Source organism: Streptomyces sp. IMTB 2501, assembly GCF_001953885.1.
GTDB lineage: Bacteria > Actinomycetota > Actinomycetes > Streptomycetales > Streptomycetaceae > Streptomyces.
The window spans coordinates 1-19,694 of the sequence record NZ_MQUS01000033.1 but is presented as its reverse complement, the minus strand read 5'-3'; the positions used below and the strand labels follow the sequence as shown (position 1 = coordinate 19,694).

19 protein-coding genes and 1 tRNA gene are annotated in these 19,694 nt (G+C 71.3%); 12 read left to right on the top strand and 8 right to left on the bottom strand.

The genetic code is table 11. The features are described 5' to 3' along the window. Window positions 1-7: 7 nt before the first annotated feature. Together AV521_RS38180 and AV521_RS38175 are read right to left on the bottom strand one after the other, a co-directional pair. Window positions 8-1,207 carry an HTTM domain-containing protein gene (locus AV521_RS38180; RefSeq protein WP_076095391.1) on the bottom strand — a complete coding sequence of 400 codons (1,200 nt, stop codon included), beginning with the start codon at window positions 1,205-1,207 and terminating at the stop codon, window positions 8-10. Next, the gene (locus AV521_RS38175) at window positions 1,204-2,136 is read right to left on the bottom strand and encodes a DUF5819 family protein (RefSeq protein ID WP_076095388.1); all 933 of its coding nucleotides are present in this window, start codon (window positions 2,134-2,136) and stop codon (window positions 1,204-1,206) included. The genes AV521_RS38180 and AV521_RS38175 overlap by 4 nt, the downstream gene beginning before the upstream one ends. A gap of 355 nt (window positions 2,137-2,491) precedes the next feature. Here AV521_RS38175 and paaA point away from each other — a divergent pair, with 355 nt between their 5' ends. From paaA to AV521_RS38145, 6 genes are all read left to right on the top strand, one after another. Continuing rightward, window positions 2,492-3,529 carry a 1,2-phenylacetyl-CoA epoxidase subunit PaaA gene (paaA, locus tag AV521_RS38170; RefSeq protein WP_076095387.1) on the top strand — a complete coding sequence of 346 codons (1,038 nt, stop codon included), beginning with the start codon at window positions 2,492-2,494 and terminating at the stop codon, window positions 3,527-3,529. Continuing rightward, entirely contained in the window at window positions 3,526-3,813 is a 288-nt protein-coding gene (gene paaB, locus AV521_RS38165; protein WP_014673816.1) for a 1,2-phenylacetyl-CoA epoxidase subunit PaaB, read from the top strand. The genes paaA and paaB overlap by 4 nt, the downstream gene beginning before the upstream one ends. Beyond that, a complete protein-coding gene (paaC, locus tag AV521_RS38160) occupies window positions 3,810-4,541 on the top strand; it encodes a 1,2-phenylacetyl-CoA epoxidase subunit PaaC (protein ID WP_076095385.1) in 732 nt (243 codons plus the stop codon). Before paaB ends, paaC begins: the two co-directional genes overlap by 4 nt. Then, window positions 4,535-5,107, top strand: coding sequence for a 1,2-phenylacetyl-CoA epoxidase subunit PaaD (gene paaD, locus AV521_RS38155; RefSeq protein WP_076095383.1), 573 nt, complete (start codon window positions 4,535-4,537; stop codon window positions 5,105-5,107). The genes paaC and paaD overlap by 7 nt, the downstream gene beginning before the upstream one ends. After that, window positions 5,107-6,171, top strand: coding sequence for a 2Fe-2S iron-sulfur cluster-binding protein (locus AV521_RS38150; RefSeq protein ID WP_076095380.1), 1,065 nt, complete (start codon window positions 5,107-5,109; stop codon window positions 6,169-6,171). Before paaD ends, AV521_RS38150 begins: the two co-directional genes overlap by 1 nt. 170 nt (window positions 6,172-6,341) lie before the next feature. Further along, window positions 6,342-7,487: an acyl-CoA dehydrogenase family protein gene (locus AV521_RS38145; protein WP_076095377.1), complete on the top strand. Its 1,146-nt coding sequence runs from the start codon at window positions 6,342-6,344 to the stop codon at window positions 7,485-7,487. Window positions 7,488-7,566: 79 nt separating this feature from the next. Here AV521_RS38145 and AV521_RS38140 read toward each other — a convergent pair whose 3' ends face one another. From AV521_RS38140 to AV521_RS38120, 5 genes are all read right to left on the bottom strand, one after another. Then, the gene (locus AV521_RS38140) at window positions 7,567-7,914 is read right to left on the bottom strand and encodes a rhodanese-like domain-containing protein (RefSeq protein WP_076095375.1); all 348 of its coding nucleotides are present in this window, start codon (window positions 7,912-7,914) and stop codon (window positions 7,567-7,569) included. 51 nt (window positions 7,915-7,965) lie between these two features. Next, a complete protein-coding gene (locus tag AV521_RS38135; RefSeq protein WP_076095373.1) occupies window positions 7,966-8,778 on the bottom strand; it encodes a hypothetical protein in 813 nt (270 codons plus the stop codon). A 193-nt stretch (window positions 8,779-8,971) separates the two neighbouring features. Beyond that, window positions 8,972-10,411 carry a DUF2252 domain-containing protein gene (locus AV521_RS38130; protein ID WP_179023703.1) on the bottom strand — a complete coding sequence of 480 codons (1,440 nt, stop codon included), beginning with the start codon at window positions 10,409-10,411 and terminating at the stop codon, window positions 8,972-8,974. 210 nt (window positions 10,412-10,621) lie between these two features. Then, window positions 10,622-11,467 carry an NAD(P)H-binding protein gene (locus AV521_RS38125; protein WP_076095371.1) on the bottom strand — a complete coding sequence of 282 codons (846 nt, stop codon included), beginning with the start codon at window positions 11,465-11,467 and terminating at the stop codon, window positions 10,622-10,624. Continuing rightward, window positions 11,464-11,898, bottom strand: a complete 435-nt coding sequence (locus AV521_RS38120; protein ID WP_076095368.1) for a nuclear transport factor 2 family protein — start codon at window positions 11,896-11,898, stop codon at window positions 11,464-11,466. Before AV521_RS38120 ends, AV521_RS38125 begins: the two co-directional genes overlap by 4 nt. A gap of 158 nt (window positions 11,899-12,056) precedes the next feature. Between AV521_RS38120 and AV521_RS38115 the strand changes: the two genes are divergently transcribed. Further along, window positions 12,057-12,665: a TetR/AcrR family transcriptional regulator gene (locus AV521_RS38115; protein WP_076095366.1), complete on the top strand. Its 609-nt coding sequence runs from the start codon at window positions 12,057-12,059 to the stop codon at window positions 12,663-12,665. Between the two features lie 135 nt (window positions 12,666-12,800). Here the strand turns inward: AV521_RS38115 and AV521_RS38110 are convergent. After that, window positions 12,801-12,884: transfer RNA gene (locus AV521_RS38110), tRNA-Leu, on the bottom strand. 513 nt (window positions 12,885-13,397) lie between these two features. Here AV521_RS38110 and AV521_RS38105 point away from each other — a divergent pair. The 5 genes from AV521_RS38105 to AV521_RS38085 all read left to right on the top strand — a co-directional run bounded on the left by AV521_RS38105 (window position 13,398) and on the right by AV521_RS38085 (window position 19,434). Beyond that, the gene (locus AV521_RS38105) at window positions 13,398-14,258 is read left to right on the top strand and encodes a DUF3662 and FHA domain-containing protein (RefSeq protein ID WP_076095363.1); all 861 of its coding nucleotides are present in this window, start codon (window positions 13,398-13,400) and stop codon (window positions 14,256-14,258) included. Window positions 14,259-14,267: 9 nt separating this feature from the next. Beyond that, window positions 14,268-14,798 carry an FHA domain-containing protein gene (locus AV521_RS38100; RefSeq protein ID WP_076095360.1) on the top strand — a complete coding sequence of 177 codons (531 nt, stop codon included), beginning with the start codon at window positions 14,268-14,270 and terminating at the stop codon, window positions 14,796-14,798. Between the two features lie 140 nt (window positions 14,799-14,938). Next, window positions 14,939-16,492, top strand: a complete 1,554-nt coding sequence (locus tag AV521_RS38095; protein WP_179023701.1) for a Stp1/IreP family PP2C-type Ser/Thr phosphatase — start codon at window positions 14,939-14,941, stop codon at window positions 16,490-16,492. A 27-nt stretch (window positions 16,493-16,519) separates the two neighbouring features. Then, window positions 16,520-17,968 carry an FtsW/RodA/SpoVE family cell cycle protein gene (locus AV521_RS38090; RefSeq protein ID WP_076095358.1) on the top strand — a complete coding sequence of 483 codons (1,449 nt, stop codon included), beginning with the start codon at window positions 16,520-16,522 and terminating at the stop codon, window positions 17,966-17,968. Next, complete coding sequence (locus AV521_RS38085) at window positions 17,965-19,434, top strand: penicillin-binding protein 2 (RefSeq protein ID WP_076095356.1); 1,470 nt, start codon at window positions 17,965-17,967, stop codon at window positions 19,432-19,434. The genes AV521_RS38090 and AV521_RS38085 overlap by 4 nt, the downstream gene beginning before the upstream one ends. Window positions 19,435-19,694: the final 260 nt, after the last annotated feature.

The window sequence follows — 19,694 nt, the reverse complement described above, 5'->3', positions numbered from 1 at the left end:
GTGCACCCTACGCGGCCCCCTGCGGGCTCTCCTCCGGCGAGCGCGGCGCGGGCACCGCAGGGTCGCCGCGCCGGACCGTCCGCTCACACGCGCGTGCCACCAGCGCGCCCAGCCGGCGCAGGAACGACGTCGGCAGGAAGACCGCGTCCGCGGTGATCATCGCCAGCGAGAAGAACGGCAGCCCGAGCACGACCGCGATCACCGAGTGCTCGATCATCAGCAGCACCAGCAGGACGTTCTTGACGCGCCGGTTGAACAGGGTGAACGGGAAGGCGACCTGCACCGCGACCGTTCCGTAAGCCACGATCATCATGATCGTGCCGCTGGAGGACATCAGATCCGCGAGTCCGGGCCAGGGCGAGAAGTAGTCCAGGTGGAGCGGGTAGTAGACGGCGGTCCCGTCCTGCCAGCGCGAACCCTGGATCTTGTACCAGCCGGCCGTCGCATAGATCAGGCAGGCCTCCGCCATGATCACCAGCAGGGCGCCGTTGTGCAGGACGTTGGTGATGACGTCCAGCAGGATCCGCGGCTCCGGCGACTTCGCCCAGCGGCCGACGGCCCACCACAGGCCGAGCGCCACCAAGGTGGTCCACAGCAGCGCGGGGATCAGCCAGCCGTTGTCGAACCGGCCGGTGAAGGTGGCTATGGCCAGTGCCAGTCCGAACACCGCCCACAGGGCCGGTCCCAGCCGGTCGGCGGAAACCCACTCCCCACGCGCGTGTGCCGCCTCGGCGCGCGCTGCCCGCCGCGCGTCCAGGGACCACACCTGTCCGCACCGCGTGAACACGAGGTAGAAGGACATCAGGTGCAGCACGTTGTCGCCGCCGTCGCCCACGAAGACGCTGCGGTTCTGCAGCGACAGCACCCCCAGCATGAACAGCACGGACGCGGTCCGGGTGCGCCAGCCGAGCAGCAGCGCCGCGCTGGCGGCGATCGCCAGCAGGTAGAAGCACTCGAACCACGCCTGCCCGTCGGACCACAGCAGAGCCGTGAACGCATGGTTGTCGGCGGTCAGCTCCTTGGCGAGGTTCCAGCCCCACGGTCCGGCCGGGCCGTACAGCTCCTGGCGGTGGGGGAACTCGCGCAACAGGAACAGCAGCCAGGTCCCGGCGAACCCGATGCGGATCACAGCGCTCTGATACGGCCCGAGAGCCGCGCCGGTGGCCCGGGCGATACCGCGCGAGAGGATCAGGGAGAGCCTGTTCACCGAACACCTCCCGCTGCCTCGCCGGCCGTCACGGTCCACCAGGGCAACACGCGGTAGACGGGCTTGTCGGGCACGCGCTCACGGCTCCACTCGGGCGGCTGCACATTGGTGGTGCTGGAACGGATCTGCACGCGCTGGATGACGCCCTCCCGGTCGGCCGGATAGGTCCGGTACAGCCGCATCACCACGATCCGGCGCAGATACTGCTCGGACAGGGAGCCGCGCATGCCCAGGGAGCGGTTGTCAGTGCTGTGCGTGGCGGTGAAGAAGTCCCAGGCGCGGCGCAGCTCGTTCTGCTGGACGTGACTCGGCAGCAGGTTGCCGTCGATCGCGGCCCCGTCCTGGGCGGAGAGGTCGGTCCACCCGGTGGTGCGCAGTCCACCGTCCTTCGCCCGCACCACGGCACGCACCTGGACGGCGATGTTCTGCTGCAGCGGGTTCGGCGCGAACAGCTTCCAGTTCTGCTCGAACTCCGGGTACACCCACTCCTCGACGGCCTTGCCGTGCTGCTTGGTCACCGTGTTCGCGGGGGCGAGGCTGAGGAACACCATCAGCACATGCACACAGGCGGCGACACCGACCACCGCGAGCGCCAGCGCCGCGACGACCTGGTAGCGGGGCGAGAGAGCGGCCACGCCGGTACGGGGCATGCCGGGCGGCAGCGGGGCGCCTGGCTCGGGCGACGGCACCGGGGTGGCCTGGGTGGCGGGCCCGGCCGTCGTGTTCGACCGGGGTGCGCGGTCCGCGCAGCCGGAGTCCCCGCCGCCGTCATCCGTGCTGCCGGAACCCGCGCTGCCCGCATCCGCACCGCCCGCCGCCTCCACACCCGTCGGGGAGTCCACGCGGGCCGGGGGAGTCTCCGGGAGACGCGTCCCGGCCGACCCGTCGGGGCCGGGTCGGGCCCCCGAGTCCTCGTCGTACGCGTCCATTCCGCCCCGTCCCCCGTTTCGGCTCGGTCGTTCGGCTGGATGTCCAGCTCGGTGCTGCGGCGCCACCACGAGCGCCCCATGATTCACGCACGCCACTTCTCGGCGTTCCACGGAACGGTACTCAGCCCCGGCCACCGGGCGCAGCCCCGGGTGCGGGCGAGGGCCGTGGTCCTCCCCACGCGGTACGGCACCGGCACCGGCCGCGCCCGCCCTCCCGCACGTTGTCCACAGGCTGCGCGCCGGAGTTTTCCACAGTGGTTGACACCCCACGGCGCCCCGGCACACCATTGATGCGCACGGACCGAACGATCGGTCGGGACAGATTCACCCAAGAGCCCGAGGTCAGGGGGACCGCATGGCCACAGCAGCCGCGCAGCGCACGGCCCGCACACCGGCGGACGGCGCACCGGACACCGTCGACATGGCGGCCTACCAGCACGCCTTCGACGCGGCCGTGGCCGCCGACGAACGCATCGAGCCCCGCGACTGGATGCCCGACGCCTACCGCGCGACCCTGGTCCGGCAGATCGCCCAGCACGCACACTCCGAGATCATCGGCATGCAGCCCGAGGCCAACTGGATCACCCGCGCGCCCTCCCTGCGCCGCAAGGCGATCCTGATGGCCAAGGTCCAGGACGAGGCCGGCCACGGCCTGTATCTGTACAGCGCCGCCGAGACCCTCGGCACCGGCCGCGACGAACTGCTCGACAAGCTGCACAGCGGCCGCCAGAAGTACTCCTCGATCTTCAACTACCCGACCCTGACCTGGGCCGACGTCGGCGCGATCGGCTGGCTGGTGGACGGCGCCGCGATCACCAACCAGGTCCCGCTGTGCCGCTGCTCCTACGGCCCCTACGCCCGCGCGATGGTCCGGATCTGCAAGGAGGAGTCCTTCCACCAGCGCCAGGGCTACGAACTGCTGCTGGCCCTCAGCAAGGGCACCCCGGAGCAGCACGCGATGGCACAGGACGCGGTCGACCGCTGGTGGTGGCCCTCGCTGATGATGTTCGGCCCGCCCGACGACGCCTCCCAGCACTCGGCACAGTCGATGGAATGGAAGATCAAGCGCCACTCCAACGACGAGCTGCGCCAGCGCTTCGTCGACATCTGCGTCCCCCAGGCCGAGTCCCTGGGCCTCACCTTCCCCGACCCGGACCTGCGGTGGAACGAGGAGCGCGGACACCACGACTTCGGCCCCATCGACTGGACGGAGTTCTGGGAGGTCCTCAAGGGCAACGGCCCGTGCAACGAACAACGGATCACCCAGCGCCGGCGCGCCCACGACGAGGGCGCCTGGGTACGGGAAGCGGCCGCCGCCTACGCGGCCAAGCACACCGGCAGCACCGGTGAGACAGCACACGAGACAGGCGAGACAGGAGCGGAGCGAGCATGAGCACCACCGACTGGCCCCTGTGGGAGGTCTTTGTGCGCTCCCGGCGCGGCCTCTCCCACACCCACGCCGGCAGCCTGCACGCCCCCGACGCGGAGCTGGCCCTGCGCAACGCCCGCGACCTGTACACCCGCCGCGGCGAAGGCGTGTCGATCTGGGTCGTCCCCGCCGCCGCGATCACCGCGTCCTCGCCGGACGAGAAGGACCCGTTCTTCGAACCGGCCGCCGACAAGCCCTACCGGCACCCGACCTTCTACGAGATCCCGGAAGGGGTGAAGCACCTGTGACCGCCACCGGCCCCGCCACCGTCCCGGTGACCGCCGCGCTCGCCCTCGGCGACGACGCCCTGGTGCTCTCCCACCGGCTGGGGGAGTGGGCCGGGCACGCACCCGTCCTGGAGGAGGAGGTCGCCCTCGCCAACATCGCCCTCGACCTGCTCGGCCAGGCCCGGGTCCTGCTGTCGATGGCCGGCGACGAGGACGAACTGGCCTACCTGCGCGAGGAGCGGGCCTTCCGCAACCTCCAGCTGGTCGAGCAGCCGAACGGCGACTTCGCGCACACGATCGCCCGCCAGCTGTACTTCTCCACCTACCAGCAGCTGCTCTACGCCGAACTGGCAGCCGGCGGCGGCCCGTTCGCGCCCCTCGCCGCGAAGGCGGTCAAGGAGGTCACCTACCACCGCGACCACGCCGAGCAGTGGACCCTCCGCCTCGGCGACGGCACGGAGACCAGCCACGAGCGGATGCGCGACGCCTGTGCGGCCTTGTGGAAGTTCACCGGTGAGATGTTCCAGCCGGTCGAGGGCCTGGACGCCGACTGGACCGGCCTGGACCAGCGCTGGCAGGAGTCCGTCGAAGACGTCCTCGGCCGTGCCACGCTGCCCCTCCCCGAGGGCCCGCGCACCGGCGCCTGGTCGGCCGGCACCGGCCGACAGGGCCTGCACACCGAGTCGTTCGGGCGGATGCTCGCCGAGATGCAGCATCTGCACCGCAGCCACCCGGGGGCGTCATGGTGACCGCCACCGCCCTGGAGGCGGAGCTGCTGGAGCTGGCCGGCTCCGTGCCCGACCCCGAACTGCCGGTGCTCACACTCCAGGAGCTGGGCGTGGTGCGCGCGGTGCACGTCCACGGCGGCGACGCGGTCGAGGTCGACCTGACCCCCACCTACACCGGCTGCCCCGCCATCGAGGCGATGAGCGTGGACATCGAACGGGTGCTGCGCGCCCACGGCATGCGTGAGGTCACGGTCCGCACGGTGCTCGCCCCCGCCTGGACGACCGACGACATCAGCACCGAAGGACGGCGCAAACTCCAGGAGTTCGGCATCGCTCCCCCACGCATGCGCGACGCCTCCGGCCCGGTCGCGCTGACGCTCGGCCCGACCCGAACCGCACACGAACCCACCGCACACGCCAAAGCCACCGCACCGATCGCATCCACCGCGCCCGCCGATCCCGTCAGATGCCCGCACTGCGGCTCCGCCGACACCGAGTTGCTGAGCAGGTTCTCCTCCACCGCGTGCAAGGCGCTGCGCCGCTGCCTCGCCTGCCGTGAACCGTTCGACCACTTCAAGGAGTTGTGATGGCGCGCTTCCACCCGCTCCCGGTGGCCGCGGTCGACCGGATCACCGACGACTCCGTCGCCCTCACCCTCACCGTCCCGCCCGAGCTGCGCGAGGAGTACCGGCACGCACCCGGTCAGCACCTGGCGCTGCGCCGACAGGTCGACGGCACCGAGATACGGCGCACCTACTCGATCTGCTCCCCCGCGCCCGACCCGGCCGGCGCGGGTCCGGACACCCTGCGGGTGGGTGTGCGGCTGGTGGAGGGCGGAGCCTTCTCCGCCTACGCGCTGAAGGAGATCAATGTCGGTGACGTGCTGGAGGTGATGACTCCGGCCGGCCGCTTCACCCTGGAACCTGCGCCTGGGCTGTACGCGGCGGTCGTCGGCGGCAGCGGCATCACCCCGGTGCTGTCCATCGCCTCCACGCTGCTGGCGCGCGAGCCGGCGGCCCGGTTCTGTCTGATACGCAGTGACCGCACGGCGGCCTCGACGATGTTCCTGGAGGAGGTCGCCGATCTGAAGGACCGCTACCCCGAGCGGTTTCAGCTGGTGACCGTGCTCTCCCGCGAGGAGCAGCAGGCGGGCCTGCCGTCCGGCCGCCTCGACCGCGAGCGGCTCAGCGGGCTGCTGCCCGCACTGCTGCCGGTCGACCAGGTCGCGGGCTGGTTCCTGTGCGGGCCGTACGGGCTGGTGCTGGGCGCGGAGCAGGCGCTGCGCGAGCTGTCGGTGGACCGCTCCCGCATCCACCAGGAGATCTTCCATGTGGACGCGGGCTCGCCACCGGCCACCACCGCCCGGACCCCCGCGCACAGCACGGTCACCGCCCGGCTCGACGGACGCGGTGGCACCTGGCCGGTACAGGAGGGCGAGTCCCTGCTGGAGACGGTCCTGCGCAACCGTTCCGACGCGCCCTACGCCTGCAAGGGCGGAGTCTGCGGGACCTGCCGCGCCTTCCTGGTCTCCGGCGAGGTCCGCATGGACCGCAACTTCGCCCTGGAGACGGAGGAAACGGAAGCCGGTTATGTACTGGCCTGCCAGTCGCACCCGTTGACGGAACGGGTGGAGCTGGACTTCGACCGCTGAGGGCTGCAGGGCGGTAACGCGGCGCGGGGAAGGGTGGTGGGGAGGGGGAGGGGAGGGAGGGGGAGGGCCCAAGGAACGCCGGAGGCTTCGTGTCGGGCCATTCCCTTCTCCTAGAACCTGTTCTATCTTGACGGACCGTCAGATCACCGGACTCGCCGGAGGGACAGGCCGTGGACTTCACCTTCACCGAGGAGCAGCGGGCGGCGGCCGAGGCGGCGCGCGGGGTGTTCGCCGGCGTGGTGCCGGACGCCGTGCCCAGCCCGGCGCTCACCACCGGTGCCGTGGCCGAGGGATTCGACCGGGAGCTGTGGTCCCGGCTGGCCGAGGCGGATCTGCTGAGCCTGCTGCTCGACGAGGCGTACGGCGGTTCCGGTCTGGACGCGATCGCGTTGTGCCTGGTGCTGCGCGAGTCGGCCGGGGTCCTCGCCCGGGTGCCGCTGCTGGAGCACAGCGCGGCGGCAGCGGCCGTACAGGCCTACGGCGGGCCGGAGTTGGCGAGGCGGCTGCTGGCGCGGGCCGGCCGGGGCGAGCTGGTGCTGACGGTCGCGGCGAACGGCCGCAGCGGCCACGACCCGGCCGAACTGGCCGTCGGCGCACGGCGGGACGGTACGGAGTGGGTGCTGGACGGGGTGCAGACGGCGGTGCCGTGGGCGTACGACGCGGACCTCGTCGTCGTACCGGCGCAGCATCTGGCGGGGACGGCTGCGGAGCGGACCGTGCTCGCGCTGGTGCCGCGTGAGCGGGACGGGGTGGTCCTCGCCGAGCAGGTGTCCACCAGCGGGGAGCGGCTGGCCGAACTGCGGCTCGCGTCCGTGCGGATCGACGCGGGTGACGTCATCGAGGCCGACGGTGCCTGGGAGTGGCTGCATACGCTGCTCGCCACCGGTACGTGCGCGCTGGCGCTCGGGCTGGGCGAGCGGGTGCTGAACATGACCGCCGAGTACACCGGGAAGCGGGAGCAGTTCGGGTATCCGATCGCGACGTTCCAGGCGGTGGCTGTACAGGCCGCGGACCGGTACATCGATCTGCGCGCCATGGAGGCCACCCTCTGGCAGGCCGCCTGGCGGATCGCCTCGGGGGCGTCGGGGGCGCTGCCCGCCGCCGGGGATGTCGCGGTGGCGAAGATCTGGGCGGCGGAGGGGGTGCGCCGGGTGGTGCAGACGGCACAGCATCTGCACGGCGGGTTCGGCGCCGACACCGACTACCCGCTGCACCGGTATCACGCCTGGGCCAAGCACCTGGAGCTGGCGCTCGGCCCGGCGTCGGCGCACGAGGAGCGGCTCGGGGATCTGCTGGCCGCCCATCCACTGGGCTGACCGGCGCTCGGTCCGTGGCGAGGGGCAAAACGTGCCCCCGAGGGCCCCGCGCGGCGATCCCGCGAGGCAGTGAGGACGGCTACAGAACGGACCCGGGCTCGCCCTCGTCCGTGATCACCGGGCGGCCCGCTGCCTGCCAGACCTGCATACCGCCGTCGACGTTCACCGCGTCGATGCCCTGCTGGACCAGGTACATGGTGACCTGGGCCGAGCGGCCGCCGGAGCGGCAGATGACGTGGACACGGCCGTCCTGCGGGGCGGCCTCGGTCAGCTCGCCGTAGCGGGCCACGAACTCGCTGATGGGGATGTGCAGCGCTCCCTCGGCGTGGCCCGCCTGCCATTCGTCGTCCTCGCGGACGTCCAGCAGGAAGTCGCCGTCCTTGAGGTCCGTGATCTCGACCGTGGGTACCCGAGCTGCGAAATTCATGTCCCCGACGCTACCCGAAGGTGCTGGGCGCCGGCGGATGCGAGCCGCGGTTCAGTCCTGTGCCAGCAGGGCCGCCAGTTCGGCCTCCCGCTGGGCGATGTCGGAGCGCAGTCGGCCGGCGATCTCCTCCAGGAGCCCGTCGGGGTCGTCCGGGGCGAGCCGGAGCATGCCGGCGATCGCACCCTCCTCCAGTTCGCGGGCGACGAGGGTGAGCAGTTCCTTGCGCTGGGCGAGCCATTCGAGGCGGGCGTACAGCTCCTCGGCGGGGCTCGGGAGCCGCTCGGGCGGTACCGGGCCGGCCGCCCACTCCTCGGCCAGCTCCTTCAGCAGCGTCTCGTCGCCACGGGCATAGGCGGCGTTGACGCGGGTGATGAACTCCTCACGCCGCTGCCGTTCCGCTTCCTCCTGCGCGAGGTCGGGGTGGGCCTTGCGGGCCAGCTCGCGGTAGAGCTTGCGGGCCTCCTCGCTGGGCCGTACCCGCTCCGGGGGCCGTACGGCCTGGTCGGTGAGCATGGCGGCGGCCTCCGGGAACAGGCCGTGGCCGTCCATCCAGCCGTGCAGCAGTTCCTCCACGCCGGGGATGGGCAGGACGCGGGCGCGGGCTTCCTCGGCGCGGCGGATGTCCTCCGGGTCGCCGGTGCGGGCGGCCTTCGCCTCGGCGATCTCGGCGTCGAGCTCCTCGATCCGGGCGTAGAGCGGGCCGAGCCGCTGCTCGTGCAGCCGGGAGAAGTTCTCGACCTCGACCCGGAACGTCTCCACGGCGATCTCGTACTCGATCAGCGCCTGCTCGGCGGCCCGTACGGCCCGCTCCAGCCGTTCCTCGGGGCGCGGCGCCTGGGACTGGTCGGCTTCCGGGGTCGTCACGTCGAACAGCGTAGCCGCTGCGCCTGGCTCGGGCCGGGGGCGTCTCGCCGTGGTGCTGACTGTCGTCTGCCGGTGCGGGTCCCTCGTGGCCGGTCGCGCGGTTCCCCGCGCCCTGGGTTGCTGCGGCCGGCGTCGGCTCCCTCGCGTCCCCACCGCGGCCACACGCCCACCCCGGCCACACGCCCAGCTCGTCTCATACCCCCAGCTCGGCCGCGATGCGTCCCGCCCGCACCGCCGCCACCAGCTCCGCGTGGTCCGCCTCCGTGCGGTCGGCGTAGGTGACGGCGAAGGCGGCGATCGCCTCGTCCAGTTCCTCGTTCTTGCCGCAGTACCCGGCGATCAGCCGCGGGTCGGCGCTGTGGGAGTGGGCGCGGGCCAGCAGGGCGCCGGTCATCCGGCCGTAGTCGTCGACCTGGTCGGCGGCGAGGGCGGCGGGGTCGACGCTGCCCTTGCGGTTGCGGAACTGGCGGACCTGGAAGGGGCGCCCGTCGACGGTCGTCCAGCCGAGCAGGATGTCGCTGACGACCTGCATCCGCTTCTGGCCCAGCACCACCCGGCGGCCCTCGTGGTCCACCGGCGGTGTCTGGAAGCCGACCGCGGCCAGGTGCGGGACCAGCACCGAGGGCCGGGCCTCCTTCACCTGGAGCACCAGCGGCTGCTCACGGTGGTCGAGGAGCAGCACGACGTAGGACCGGGTGCCGACGCTGCCCGTGCCGACCACCCGGAAGGCCACGTCGTGCACGGCGTGCCGGGCGAGCAGGGGGTGCCGGTCCTCGCTGAGCGTGTGGATGTACGACTCCAGGGACGCGGCGACCGCGTGGGCCTCCTCGTCGGGGATCCGGCGCAGCACGGGTGCGGCGTCCATGAACCGGCGTCCGCCGTCCTCGACCGCCTCGGTCGACTTCGCCGCGAACCGGCCGCTGGTGTTGGCGCGGGCCTTCTCCGAGACCCGCTGCAGGGTGCCGAGCAGATCGTGGGCGTCGGTGTGGGAGACCAGTTCCTCGTCGGCGATGGCGTTCCACGCGTCGAGGACCGGCAGCTTGGCCAGCAGCCGCATGGTGCGGCGGTAGGCGCCGGCCGCGTCCCGGGCGGCCGCGCGGCAGGTGTCCTCGTCGGCGCCGGCCTCCCGCCCGGCGAGCACCAGTGAGGCGGCGAGCCGCTTCAGGTCCCACTCCCAGGGGCCGTGCACGGTCTCGTCGAAGTCGTTGAGGTCGATGACGAGGCCGCCGCGGGGGTCGCCGTACAGGCCGAAGTTGGCCGCGTGCGCGTCTCCGCATATCTGGGTGCCGATCCTGGTCATGGGGGTGCCGGCCAGGTCGTACGCCATGAGTCCGGCCGAGCCGCGCAGGAAGGCGAACGGGGTGGCCGCCATCCGGCCGACGCGGATGGGCGTCAGCTCGGGGATACGGCCGGCGTTGGACTCGGTGACGGCGCGCACCGCGTCGGGGCGGGCGGTGTCCAGGCCGAGGGTGCGGTGTGCGCCGCGCGGCACGCTCGTGCGCAGTGCCTTGCCCTCTTCCTTGGGCGAGCCCTGCCGCGGCCACTGGGCGAAGCCGCCGACCCGGGGCAGCCTGGGCGTGCCCCGCGCCACCGCGCCCACCGCGTCCGCCACTTCCCGACCGGCACCGGTCACCGCGACCGCCTCCCCCGTACAACGCGTACGACATCTACGACATCTACGACGTCCAAGACGCGGACGACACGTACAACCGTCCGCGCGAACATCAACTCGCCCAGACCGTACAGCCGACGGCCGCTGTGCGTCAGACCCGGTGGGGCACGGCAGGCATCGAGTCCGCTCGGCAACGACGGCCGCAGCCGGCCGACGGTTCCTCAACTCCCGCTAGCGGCGCTTCAATTCCCGTTCGGCGACTGCCCGGAAGCTGTGCGGCGGGCGGCCGGTGAGGCGGTGGACGGCGTCGGTGGTACGGTCCTCGGCGCCCTGGGCGATGGCGCGGTCCATCCCGGCCAGCAGGGCGGCGAACTCCGGTGGCAGGTATGCGGCCAGCCGGTCTCGCAGCTGCTCGTACGTCAGCCGGCGGTGGACCACGGGCCGGCCGGTGACCTCCGTGACGAGGGCGGCGATGTCGTCGTGGGCGAGCGTCTCCGGTCCGGTCAGGACCGGATCGGTGTTGGGTGCCCGGTCGTCGGCCAGGGCACGGACGGCTACGGCGGCGATGTCGTCGGCGTCGACGAATCCGACCCGGCCCGCCCCGGCCGCGGTCAGGATGACGCCGTTTTCGCGGATGCTCCGGGCGTGGGCGTGCGCGCCGGTGAAGTTCTGCATGAACCACGAGGGCCGCAGGACCGCCCACTGGCCGAACAGGCCGGGCAGGGCCTGGTGCACCGCCCCTGCCCCCGGGCCCCCTTCGGGGATGGCCGAGGAGCTGAGCAGTACGGCGCGCCGCACGCCCGCCGCGCGGGCCCGCTGGAGGAAGGGCAGCATCACGGCGGCCGGGTCCGGGTCACCGACCGGCGGGACGAGGTAGACGCGTGCGGCTCCGGCGAGGGCGGCGCCGTGGGTGGCGGGGTCGTACCAGTCGAAGCGGACCGCTTCCGCGCCGGGGAGCCGGGTGGCCCCGCGGCTCGCGGCCCGGACGCGGTGGCCGGCGGCGACCAGCCGTGTCACGGTGCGGCTGCCGGTGGTGCCGGTGGCTCCGGTGACCAGGGTGGTGCCGGTGCCGGTCATCGGGCACCGTTCCCGGCGAAGTCCAGGCCGGGCTGCTGGACGGCGAGGGGGTTCCAGTAGTCGCGGTAGGAGGTGAAGCGTCCGTCCCGGGCCGACGCGACGGCGATGTACGTCATGTCGAACGGCGCCCCGGTCTGGGCCAGACGCCCCACACCGCGCATCTCGACCACGATGGTCTCGGGTTCGGTGGTGCGGTGGATGCGCAGGTCGGGGAAGTCGTGCAGGTCGATGTGGTCGGGATGGCCGCGCATGTAGGCGGCGATCGCCTCCCGGCCCTCCAGCCGCCCGGGCCGTCCCGGCGGCGCGAAGGGGAACTCCATGACACCGTCCTCGGCCCACAGGCCGACCCAGCCGGCGATGTCCTTGTCGAGGAGCAGCCGCAGGCTGTGGCGGTAGAGGTCTTCCGGTGCGGTGTACGTGGGTGTGGGCATGGATTCCTCCGTACCGTACGATACGGACCCGCGGTCCGTTTAAATTCACGATACGGACCCCGGGTCCGCTTTGCAACAAGCCGGCCGGCCGAGCCGGCGGAGCCAGGTCGGCCAGGCCAAGGCGGCACGCAAGGCGAGGAACGCAAGGGAGGAAACACGTGACCGAGCGCAGACCCCGCAAGGACGCCCTGCGGAACCGGGCAGCCGTCTTCGCGGCCGCCGACGCGCTCTTCGCCGAGCGCCAGAGCCCCGACAGCGTCACCATGGCCGACATCGCGGCCGCGGCCGGTGTCGGCAAGGCGACCCTCTTCCGCGCCTTCGGCGATCGCACCGGGCTGATCCGCGCGCTGTACGAGGCGCGCCTCGAACCGATCCGGAGCGCGGTCGAGCAGGGCCCGCCCCCACTGGGGCCCGCCACCCCGCCCCAGGTGCGCGTGCCGGCCCTGCTCGACGCCGTCCTGTGCTTCAAGCTCGACAACCGCCACCTCGCGCTCGCCCTGGAGCAGACCGGCGGCACCAGCCCGTACAGCGCGGAGCACTACGCGCGATGGCACACCCTGCTGCGCGAGCTGCTGGAGCGGATTCCGGGTCTGCCCGACGGCGACTTCACCGCCCACGCCCTGCTGGCCGCGACCCGGGCCGACCTCGTCGAACATCTCGCCGGCGAAGAGGCCCTGCCCCGCGACGAGATGCGCGCGCAGCTGGCGGCGTTCACGGCCAGAGTCCTCGGCCCCGAGGCGCCCTCGGCCCCGAACGCCCCTGCGTGAGAGACAACTCACACCCGGCGCGACAAGTAGGGAGAAGTCACGAGAAGTGAAGAACGCCACGTTTCACGACGGCGCACAACGGAGGCACAAAGCGAAACGGTCGGCATCGTGATCACGATGCCGACCGTTCGTCGGTGCGCGAGGGGGGAGTTGAACCCCCACGCCCTTGCGGGCACTGGAACCTGAATCCAGCGCGTCTGCCTATTCCGCCACCCGCGCATTGGGTGTGTCTTCCGGCTCCGTCCCTTTCGGGCTGGCCCCTTCCGACATCCAGAACATTAGCACGCCGTACGGGGTGGATTCACATCCCTTCCCGCCCGGCAGCCGCACCCACCGCATGCGCCCGTCACCGGCGCGGACCCTGCCCGCCACCTGCGCCCCGGCGCCCGCCGCCTGCACGTTCGCCCGCTTCCCGGCGCGGGTGGCGCCGCCTTCCCGGCGCACGTATCAAGGAGACCCGGTTCACGTATCAACCTCGTACCGGTCCCGGGCATCTCCCCAGGAGGCGGACCGGGTCCACAGCCGGGTGCGGGACACTGGTCTTCGCCCGCCTCTACGATCCATGGCAGCGTGAGTACGTACCGGGAGTTCGAAGGGGAGCCGCTGGGGGAACCGGGTGATTGCCCGACGCGTAGATACGATCAGTAAGCAGCACCAGCGGAACAGGCAGTACAGGCAAGGCAGCGGCCACACAGCAGGGCAACGCAACGACAGGGACGGAGGAGGTGCCCCATGGGAGTCCTGAAGAAGTTCGAGCAGCGTCTCGAAGGTCTGGTGAACGGCACCTTCGCCAAGGTCTTCAAGTCCGAGGTCCAGCCCGTGGAGATCGCCGGCGCACTCCAGCGTGAGTGCGACAACAACGCGACGATCTGGAACCGCGACCGGACCGTCGTACCCAACGACTTCATCGTGGAGCTGAGCACGCCGGACTACGAGCGGCTCAGCCCCTACTCCGGGCAGCTCGGCGACGAGCTGGCCGGCATGGTGCGCGACTACGCCAAGCAGCAGCGCTACACGTTCATGGGACCGATCAAGGTCAATCTGGAGAAGGCCGACGACCTGGACACCGGTCTGTACCGGGTGCGCTCGCGCACCCTGGCCTCCTCCAGCAGCCAGCAGGCCCCCGAGGCCCCGGCCACCGGCCGCCCCGCGCAGGGCGCCCAGGGCGGCGGCTACGGCTACCCGCCCGCCGCGGCGCCCGCCGGAGCGCCCCCGATGCCCTCCGCACCACCGTCCGGCGCCCGCGCCGGCGGCTACGGCTACCCTCAGCCCGCCGGCCAGCGGCCCCCGGCCGCGCCCACGAGCGGCGGGCAGACCCGCTACTGGATCGAGATCAACGGCGCCCGCCACCAGATCTCCCGCCCGACGCTGGTGCTGGGCCGCAGCACCGACGCCGACGTGCGGATCGACGACCCCGGCGTCTCCCGCCGGCACTGCGAGATCCGGACCGGAACGCCCTCGACGATCCAGGATCTCGGCTCCACCAACGGCATCGTGGTGGACGGGCAGCACACCACCCGCGCTACGCTCCGCGACGGCTCGCGGATCGTCGTGGGCAGCACCACCGTTATCTATAGGCAAGCCGAAGGGTGAAGCGGGGGCATGTCAGAGCTGACCCTCACGGTCATGCGGCTGGGTTTCCTGGCCGTACTGTGGCTGTTCGTGATCGTGGCCGTGCAGGTCATCCGGAGCGACCTGTTCGGTACGCGCGTCACCCAGCGCGCCTCCCGTAGGGAGGCCGGTCGCCAGCAGCAGGCGCCCCGGCAGCAGGCCGCCGCGCCCCCGCAGTCGCGCAGCCAGCAGCGGGGCCAGCAGAGCGGCGGCCGGCGCGGGCGCAACGCCCCCACGAAGCTGGTCGTGACCGAAGGCACACTGACCGGCACCACGGTCGCGCTGCAGGGCCAGACGATCACTCTCGGCCGGGCACACGACTCGACGATCGTGCTGGACGACGACTACGCCTCCAGCCGTCATGCCAGGATCTACCCGGACCGCGACGGTCAGTGGATCGTCGAGGACCTCGGCTCCACCAACGGCACCTACCTGGACCGGTCCCGGCTGACGACCCCCACACCGATCCCGCTGGGCGCGCCGATCCGCATCGGCAAGACCGTCATCGAGCTGCGGAAGTAGTGCTACATCATGAGTGAGCGCGAGCGGAGCGAGCACGCAGCGGCAGGCCGCCGACCGGCCGCCGGCGCGCTCCCGACCGGAGGGTGGGCAGTGTGGCTCGACACGACCGGCTGTACCCGGAGCCGACTGGCGAGGTGGGCATGAGTCTGTCACTGCGCTTCGCCGCCGGATCGCACAAAGGCATGATCCGGGAGGGCAACGAGGACTCCGGTTACGCCGGTCCCCGGCTGCTCGCGATCGCCGACGGCATGGGCGGCCAGGCGGCCGGCGAGGTCGCCTCCTCCGAGGTGATCTCCACCCTGGTCACGCTCGACGACGACGTGCCCGGCTCCGACATCCTCACCTCCCTCGGCCAGGCCGTGCAGCGGGCCAACGACCAGCTGCGGGCCATGGTCGAGGAGGACCCGCAGCTGGAGGGCATGGGGACGACCCTCACCGCCCTGCTGTGGACCGGGCAGCGCCTCGGCCTCGTACACGTCGGCGACTCCCGCGCCTATCTGCTGCGTGACGGAGTTCTCACCCAGATCACCCAGGACCACACCTGGGTGCAGCGGCTCGTCGACGAGGGCCGGATCACCGAAGAGGAAGCGACCACGCATCCGCAGCGGTCGCTGCTCATGCGCGCCCTCGGCAGCGGGGACCACGTCGAGCCCGACCTGTCCATCCGCGAGGTGCGGGCCGGTGACCGGTATCTCATCTGCTCCGACGGACTGTCCGCGGTCGTCTCCCACCAGACCATCGAGGAGACCCTCGCCAGCTACCAGGGCCCGCAGGAGACCGTGCAGGAGCTGATCCAGCTCGCGCTGCGCGGCGGCGGCCCCGACAACATCACCGTCATCGTCGCGGACGTACTCGACCTGGACACCGGCGACACCATGGCCGGCCGGCTCTCCGACCAGCCGGTGGTGGTCGGCGCCGTCGCCGAGAACCAGCACCACCTGCACGACAACGGCATCATGCAGACCCCGGCCGGCCGCGCCTCCCACCTGGGCCGCCAGGCCCACGGGCACGGCGGCGGCGAGTTCGGCCCGCCCGGCTCCGGCGACACCACCGGCTACGTCCCGGCGGGCAGCTTCGGCGACTACGCCGACGGCGACTTCACCAAGCCGCGCGGCCGCGGCAAGTGGCTGAAGAGATCTCTCTACACAGTCCTCGCGCTCGCCGTCATCGGCGGCGGCCTCTACGGCGGCTACCAGTGGACGCAGACGCAGTACTACGTCGGCGCCAAGGACGAGCACGTGGCGCTGTACCGCGGGATCAGCCAGGACCTGGCCTGGGTGTCGCTGTCGAAGGTGGAGAAGGACCACCCCGAGATCGAACTCAAGTACCTGCCGCCGTACCAGCAGAAGCAGGTGAAGGCCACGATCGCCGCGGGCGGTCTGCAGCAGGCCCAGTCGAAGATCGACGCGCTGTCCGTGCAGGCCTCCGCGTGCCGGAAGCAGGCGGAGCGCCAGTCCGCCGAGTCCGAGCGGAACGCGAAGACGGGGCAGGGCGAGGCCGGAGGCACCACGGGAACCAGCCGTACCGCCTTCACGTCCAAGGCATCACCGACGCCGAACCCGTCAACGGGTACGTCGTCGAAGAAGCCCCCGACAACGTCCTCGAAGCCCCCGACCCCGACCGCCACTCCGAACCCCGGCCCGAGCCTCTCCGAGGATGAGCAGAAGGTCGTCGATCAGTGCGGCAAGCAGTAGCGAAGCCGCGAGAGGCCCTGTCACACGATGAGCAGTACGACTAACTCGCCGACGCACCACACCTCCACGATCGGCGCGATCGGCGCACCGAGCCGCCGCAACACCGAGCTGGCCCTGCTGGTCTTCGCCGTGGTCATCCCGGTGTTCGCCTACGCCAACGTGGGCCTGGCCATCAACGACACGGTGCCCGCCGGGCTGCTGGGCTACGGCCTGGGCCTCGGCCTGCTGGCCGGCATCGCGCATCTCGTCGTACGGAAGTTCGCCCCGTACGCGGACCCGCTGCTGCTGCCGCTCGCCACCCTGCTGAACGGGCTCGGGCTCGTCGTCATCTGGCGGCTGGACCAGTCCAAGCTGCTGCGGTCCATCCACCAGGCCGGCAGCGCCGCGCCCCGCCAGCTGCTCTACACGGCGGTGGCCATCGGGCTGTTCAGCGTGGTGCTGGTCTTCCTCAAGGACCACCGTGTTCTGCAGCGCTACACCTACATCTCCATGGTCGGCGCGCTGGTCCTGCTGATCCTCCCGCTGGTCCCCGGCCTGGGCGCCAACGTCTACGGTGCCAAGGTCTGGATCAGGGTCGCCGGATTCTCCATCGAGCCCGCCGAGTTCGCGAAGCTCGTCCTCGCCGTCTTCTTCGCCGGCTACCTGATGGTGAAGAGGGACGCCCTTGCGCTCGCCAGCCGCCGCTTCATGGGCCTGTACCTGCCGCGCGGCCGCGACCTCGGCCCGATCCTCGTCGTCTGGGCCGTGTCGATCCTCATCATGATCTTCGAGACCGACCTCGGCACGTCGATGCTGTTCTTCGGAATGTTCGTCATCATGCTGTACGTCGCCACCGAGCGGACCAGCTGGATCGTCTTCGGTCTGCTGATGGCCGCGGTCGGCGCGGTCGGCGTGGCGAGCTTCGAGTCGCACATCCAGAGCCGTGTCCAGGCCTGGCTCGACCCGATGCGCGAGTACCAGCTGAGCCGGCAGATCACCCACGACGGCATCCTCCACTCCGACCAGCTGCAGCAGTCCCTGTGGGCCTTCGGCTCCGGTGGCACCCTGGGCACCGGCTGGGGCCAGGGCCACTCGGACCTGATCAAGTTCGCCGCCAACTCCGACTTCGTCTTCGCCACCTTCGGCGAGGAGCTGGGCCTCGCGGGCATCATGGCGATGCTGCTGATCTACGGCCTGATCGCGGAGCGCGGCCTGCGCACCGCGCTGGCCGCCCGCGACCCGTTCGGCAAGCTGCTCGCCGCCGGCCTCGCCAGCGGCATGGCCCTGCAGGTATTCGTCGTCGCCGGCGGCGTCATGGGCCTGATCCCGCTGACCGGTATGACGATGCCGTTCCTCGCGTCCGGCGGTACCTCCGTCATCGCCAACTGGGCGCTCATCGGCCTCCTGATCCGCATCAGCGACACCGCCCGCCGCCCGGCGCCCGCCCCCGCCACGAACCCCGACGCCGAGATGACCCAGGTGGTCCGCCCGTCATGAACAAGCCCCTGCGCCGGATCGCGATCTTCTGCGGCCTGCTCGTGCTGGCCCTGCTGATCCGCGACAACTACCTCCAGTACGTCCAGGCCGGCCAGCTCGCCAGCGACAAGGACAACCGCCGGGTCGCCATCGAGCGCTACGCCCACCCGCGCGGCGACATCATCGTCGACGGCAACCCCATAACCGGTTCCGCCGTGGCCAAGAGCGGCGACTTCAAGTACAAGCGCACCTACAAGAACGGCCCCATGTGGGCCCCGGTGACCGGCTACTCCTCGCAGGCCTTCGACTCCAGCCAGCTGGAGAAGCTCGACGACGGCATCCTGACCGGCAACGACGACCGGCTCTTCTTCCGCAACACCCTCGACATGGTCACGGGCAAGCCGAAGCAGGGCGGCAATGTCGTCACCACGCTGAACGCGGCCGCGCAGAAGGCGGCGTACGACGGGCTGGCCAAGCAGGGCGGCAAGGGCGCGGTCGTCGCCCTGGAGCCCTCCACCGGCAAGATCCTGGCGATGGCCTCCTACCCGTCGTACGACCCCTCGTCCTTCTCGGGCTACTCCGACAGCGACGCCAAGGCCTGGAACAGCCTGAGGGACGCCAAGGCCGACCCGATGCAGAACCGGGCGCTGCGCGAGATCTACCCGCCGGGCTCCACCTTCAAGGTGGTCACCGCGGCGGCCGCCCTGGAGAACGGGCTGTACAAGTCGGCCGACGAGAAGACGAACTCGCCGCTGCCCTGGACCATGCCGGGCACCACGACGCAGCTGAAGAACGAGGGCAACATCCCCTGCGAGAACGCCACCCTGCGGACCGCGCTGCAGTACTCGTGCAACTCGGTCTTCGGCAAGATCGGTTCCGACCTGGGCAACGACAAGATGCTGGCCGAGGCGAAGAAGTTCGGCTTCGACTCCGAGCAGTTGACCCCGGTCCGCTCCAACGCGTCGGTGTTCTCGGACAACATGAACCAGTCGCAGACCGCGCTGTCCTCCATCGGCCAGTACAACACCGCCGCGACCCCGCTGCAGATGGCCATGGTCGCCTCGGCGGTCGCCAACGACGGCAAGCTGATGAAGCCGTACATGGTGGACAAGCTCCAGTCGTCCAACCTGGACACCGTCGAGCAGACCCAGCCGCAGGAGATGAGCCGGCCGCTGTCGTCGCAGAACGCGCAGATCCTGCAGTCGATGATGCAGACGGTGGTCGAGCAGGGCACCGGTACGAACGCCAAGATCGACGGCGTCACCGTCGGCGGCAAGACGGGTACCGCGCAGCACGGTGTGGCGAACAGCGCCAACCCGTACGCATGGTTCCTCTCCTACGCCAAGCTGTCCGACGGCAGCTCGCCGGTCGCCGTGGCCGTGGTCATCGAGGACGGGAGCGCCAACCGCGACGACATCTCCGGCGGCGGCCTGGCGGCACCGATCGCCAAGGACGTCATGCAGGCGGTCATCAATTCGAAGAAGTGACACCCGTCACGTCTACTTCACATCGTTGCACGTTGCGATACCGGTCCTGTATCGGGTTGCGGGCTTGGCCAGGTCATACAAAGCGAGCCGGGTACGGTAGGCCCGGATGGCAGCCTCCGGCAGCGCACGACGGTGCGCAGCCGGGACCGACGGAGAGGGCTGGTAGGTAGCTATGGAAGAGCCGCGTCGCCTCGGCGGCCGGTACGAACTGGGCCAGGTGCTCGGTCGTGGTGGCATGGCGGAGGTCTACCTCGCGCATG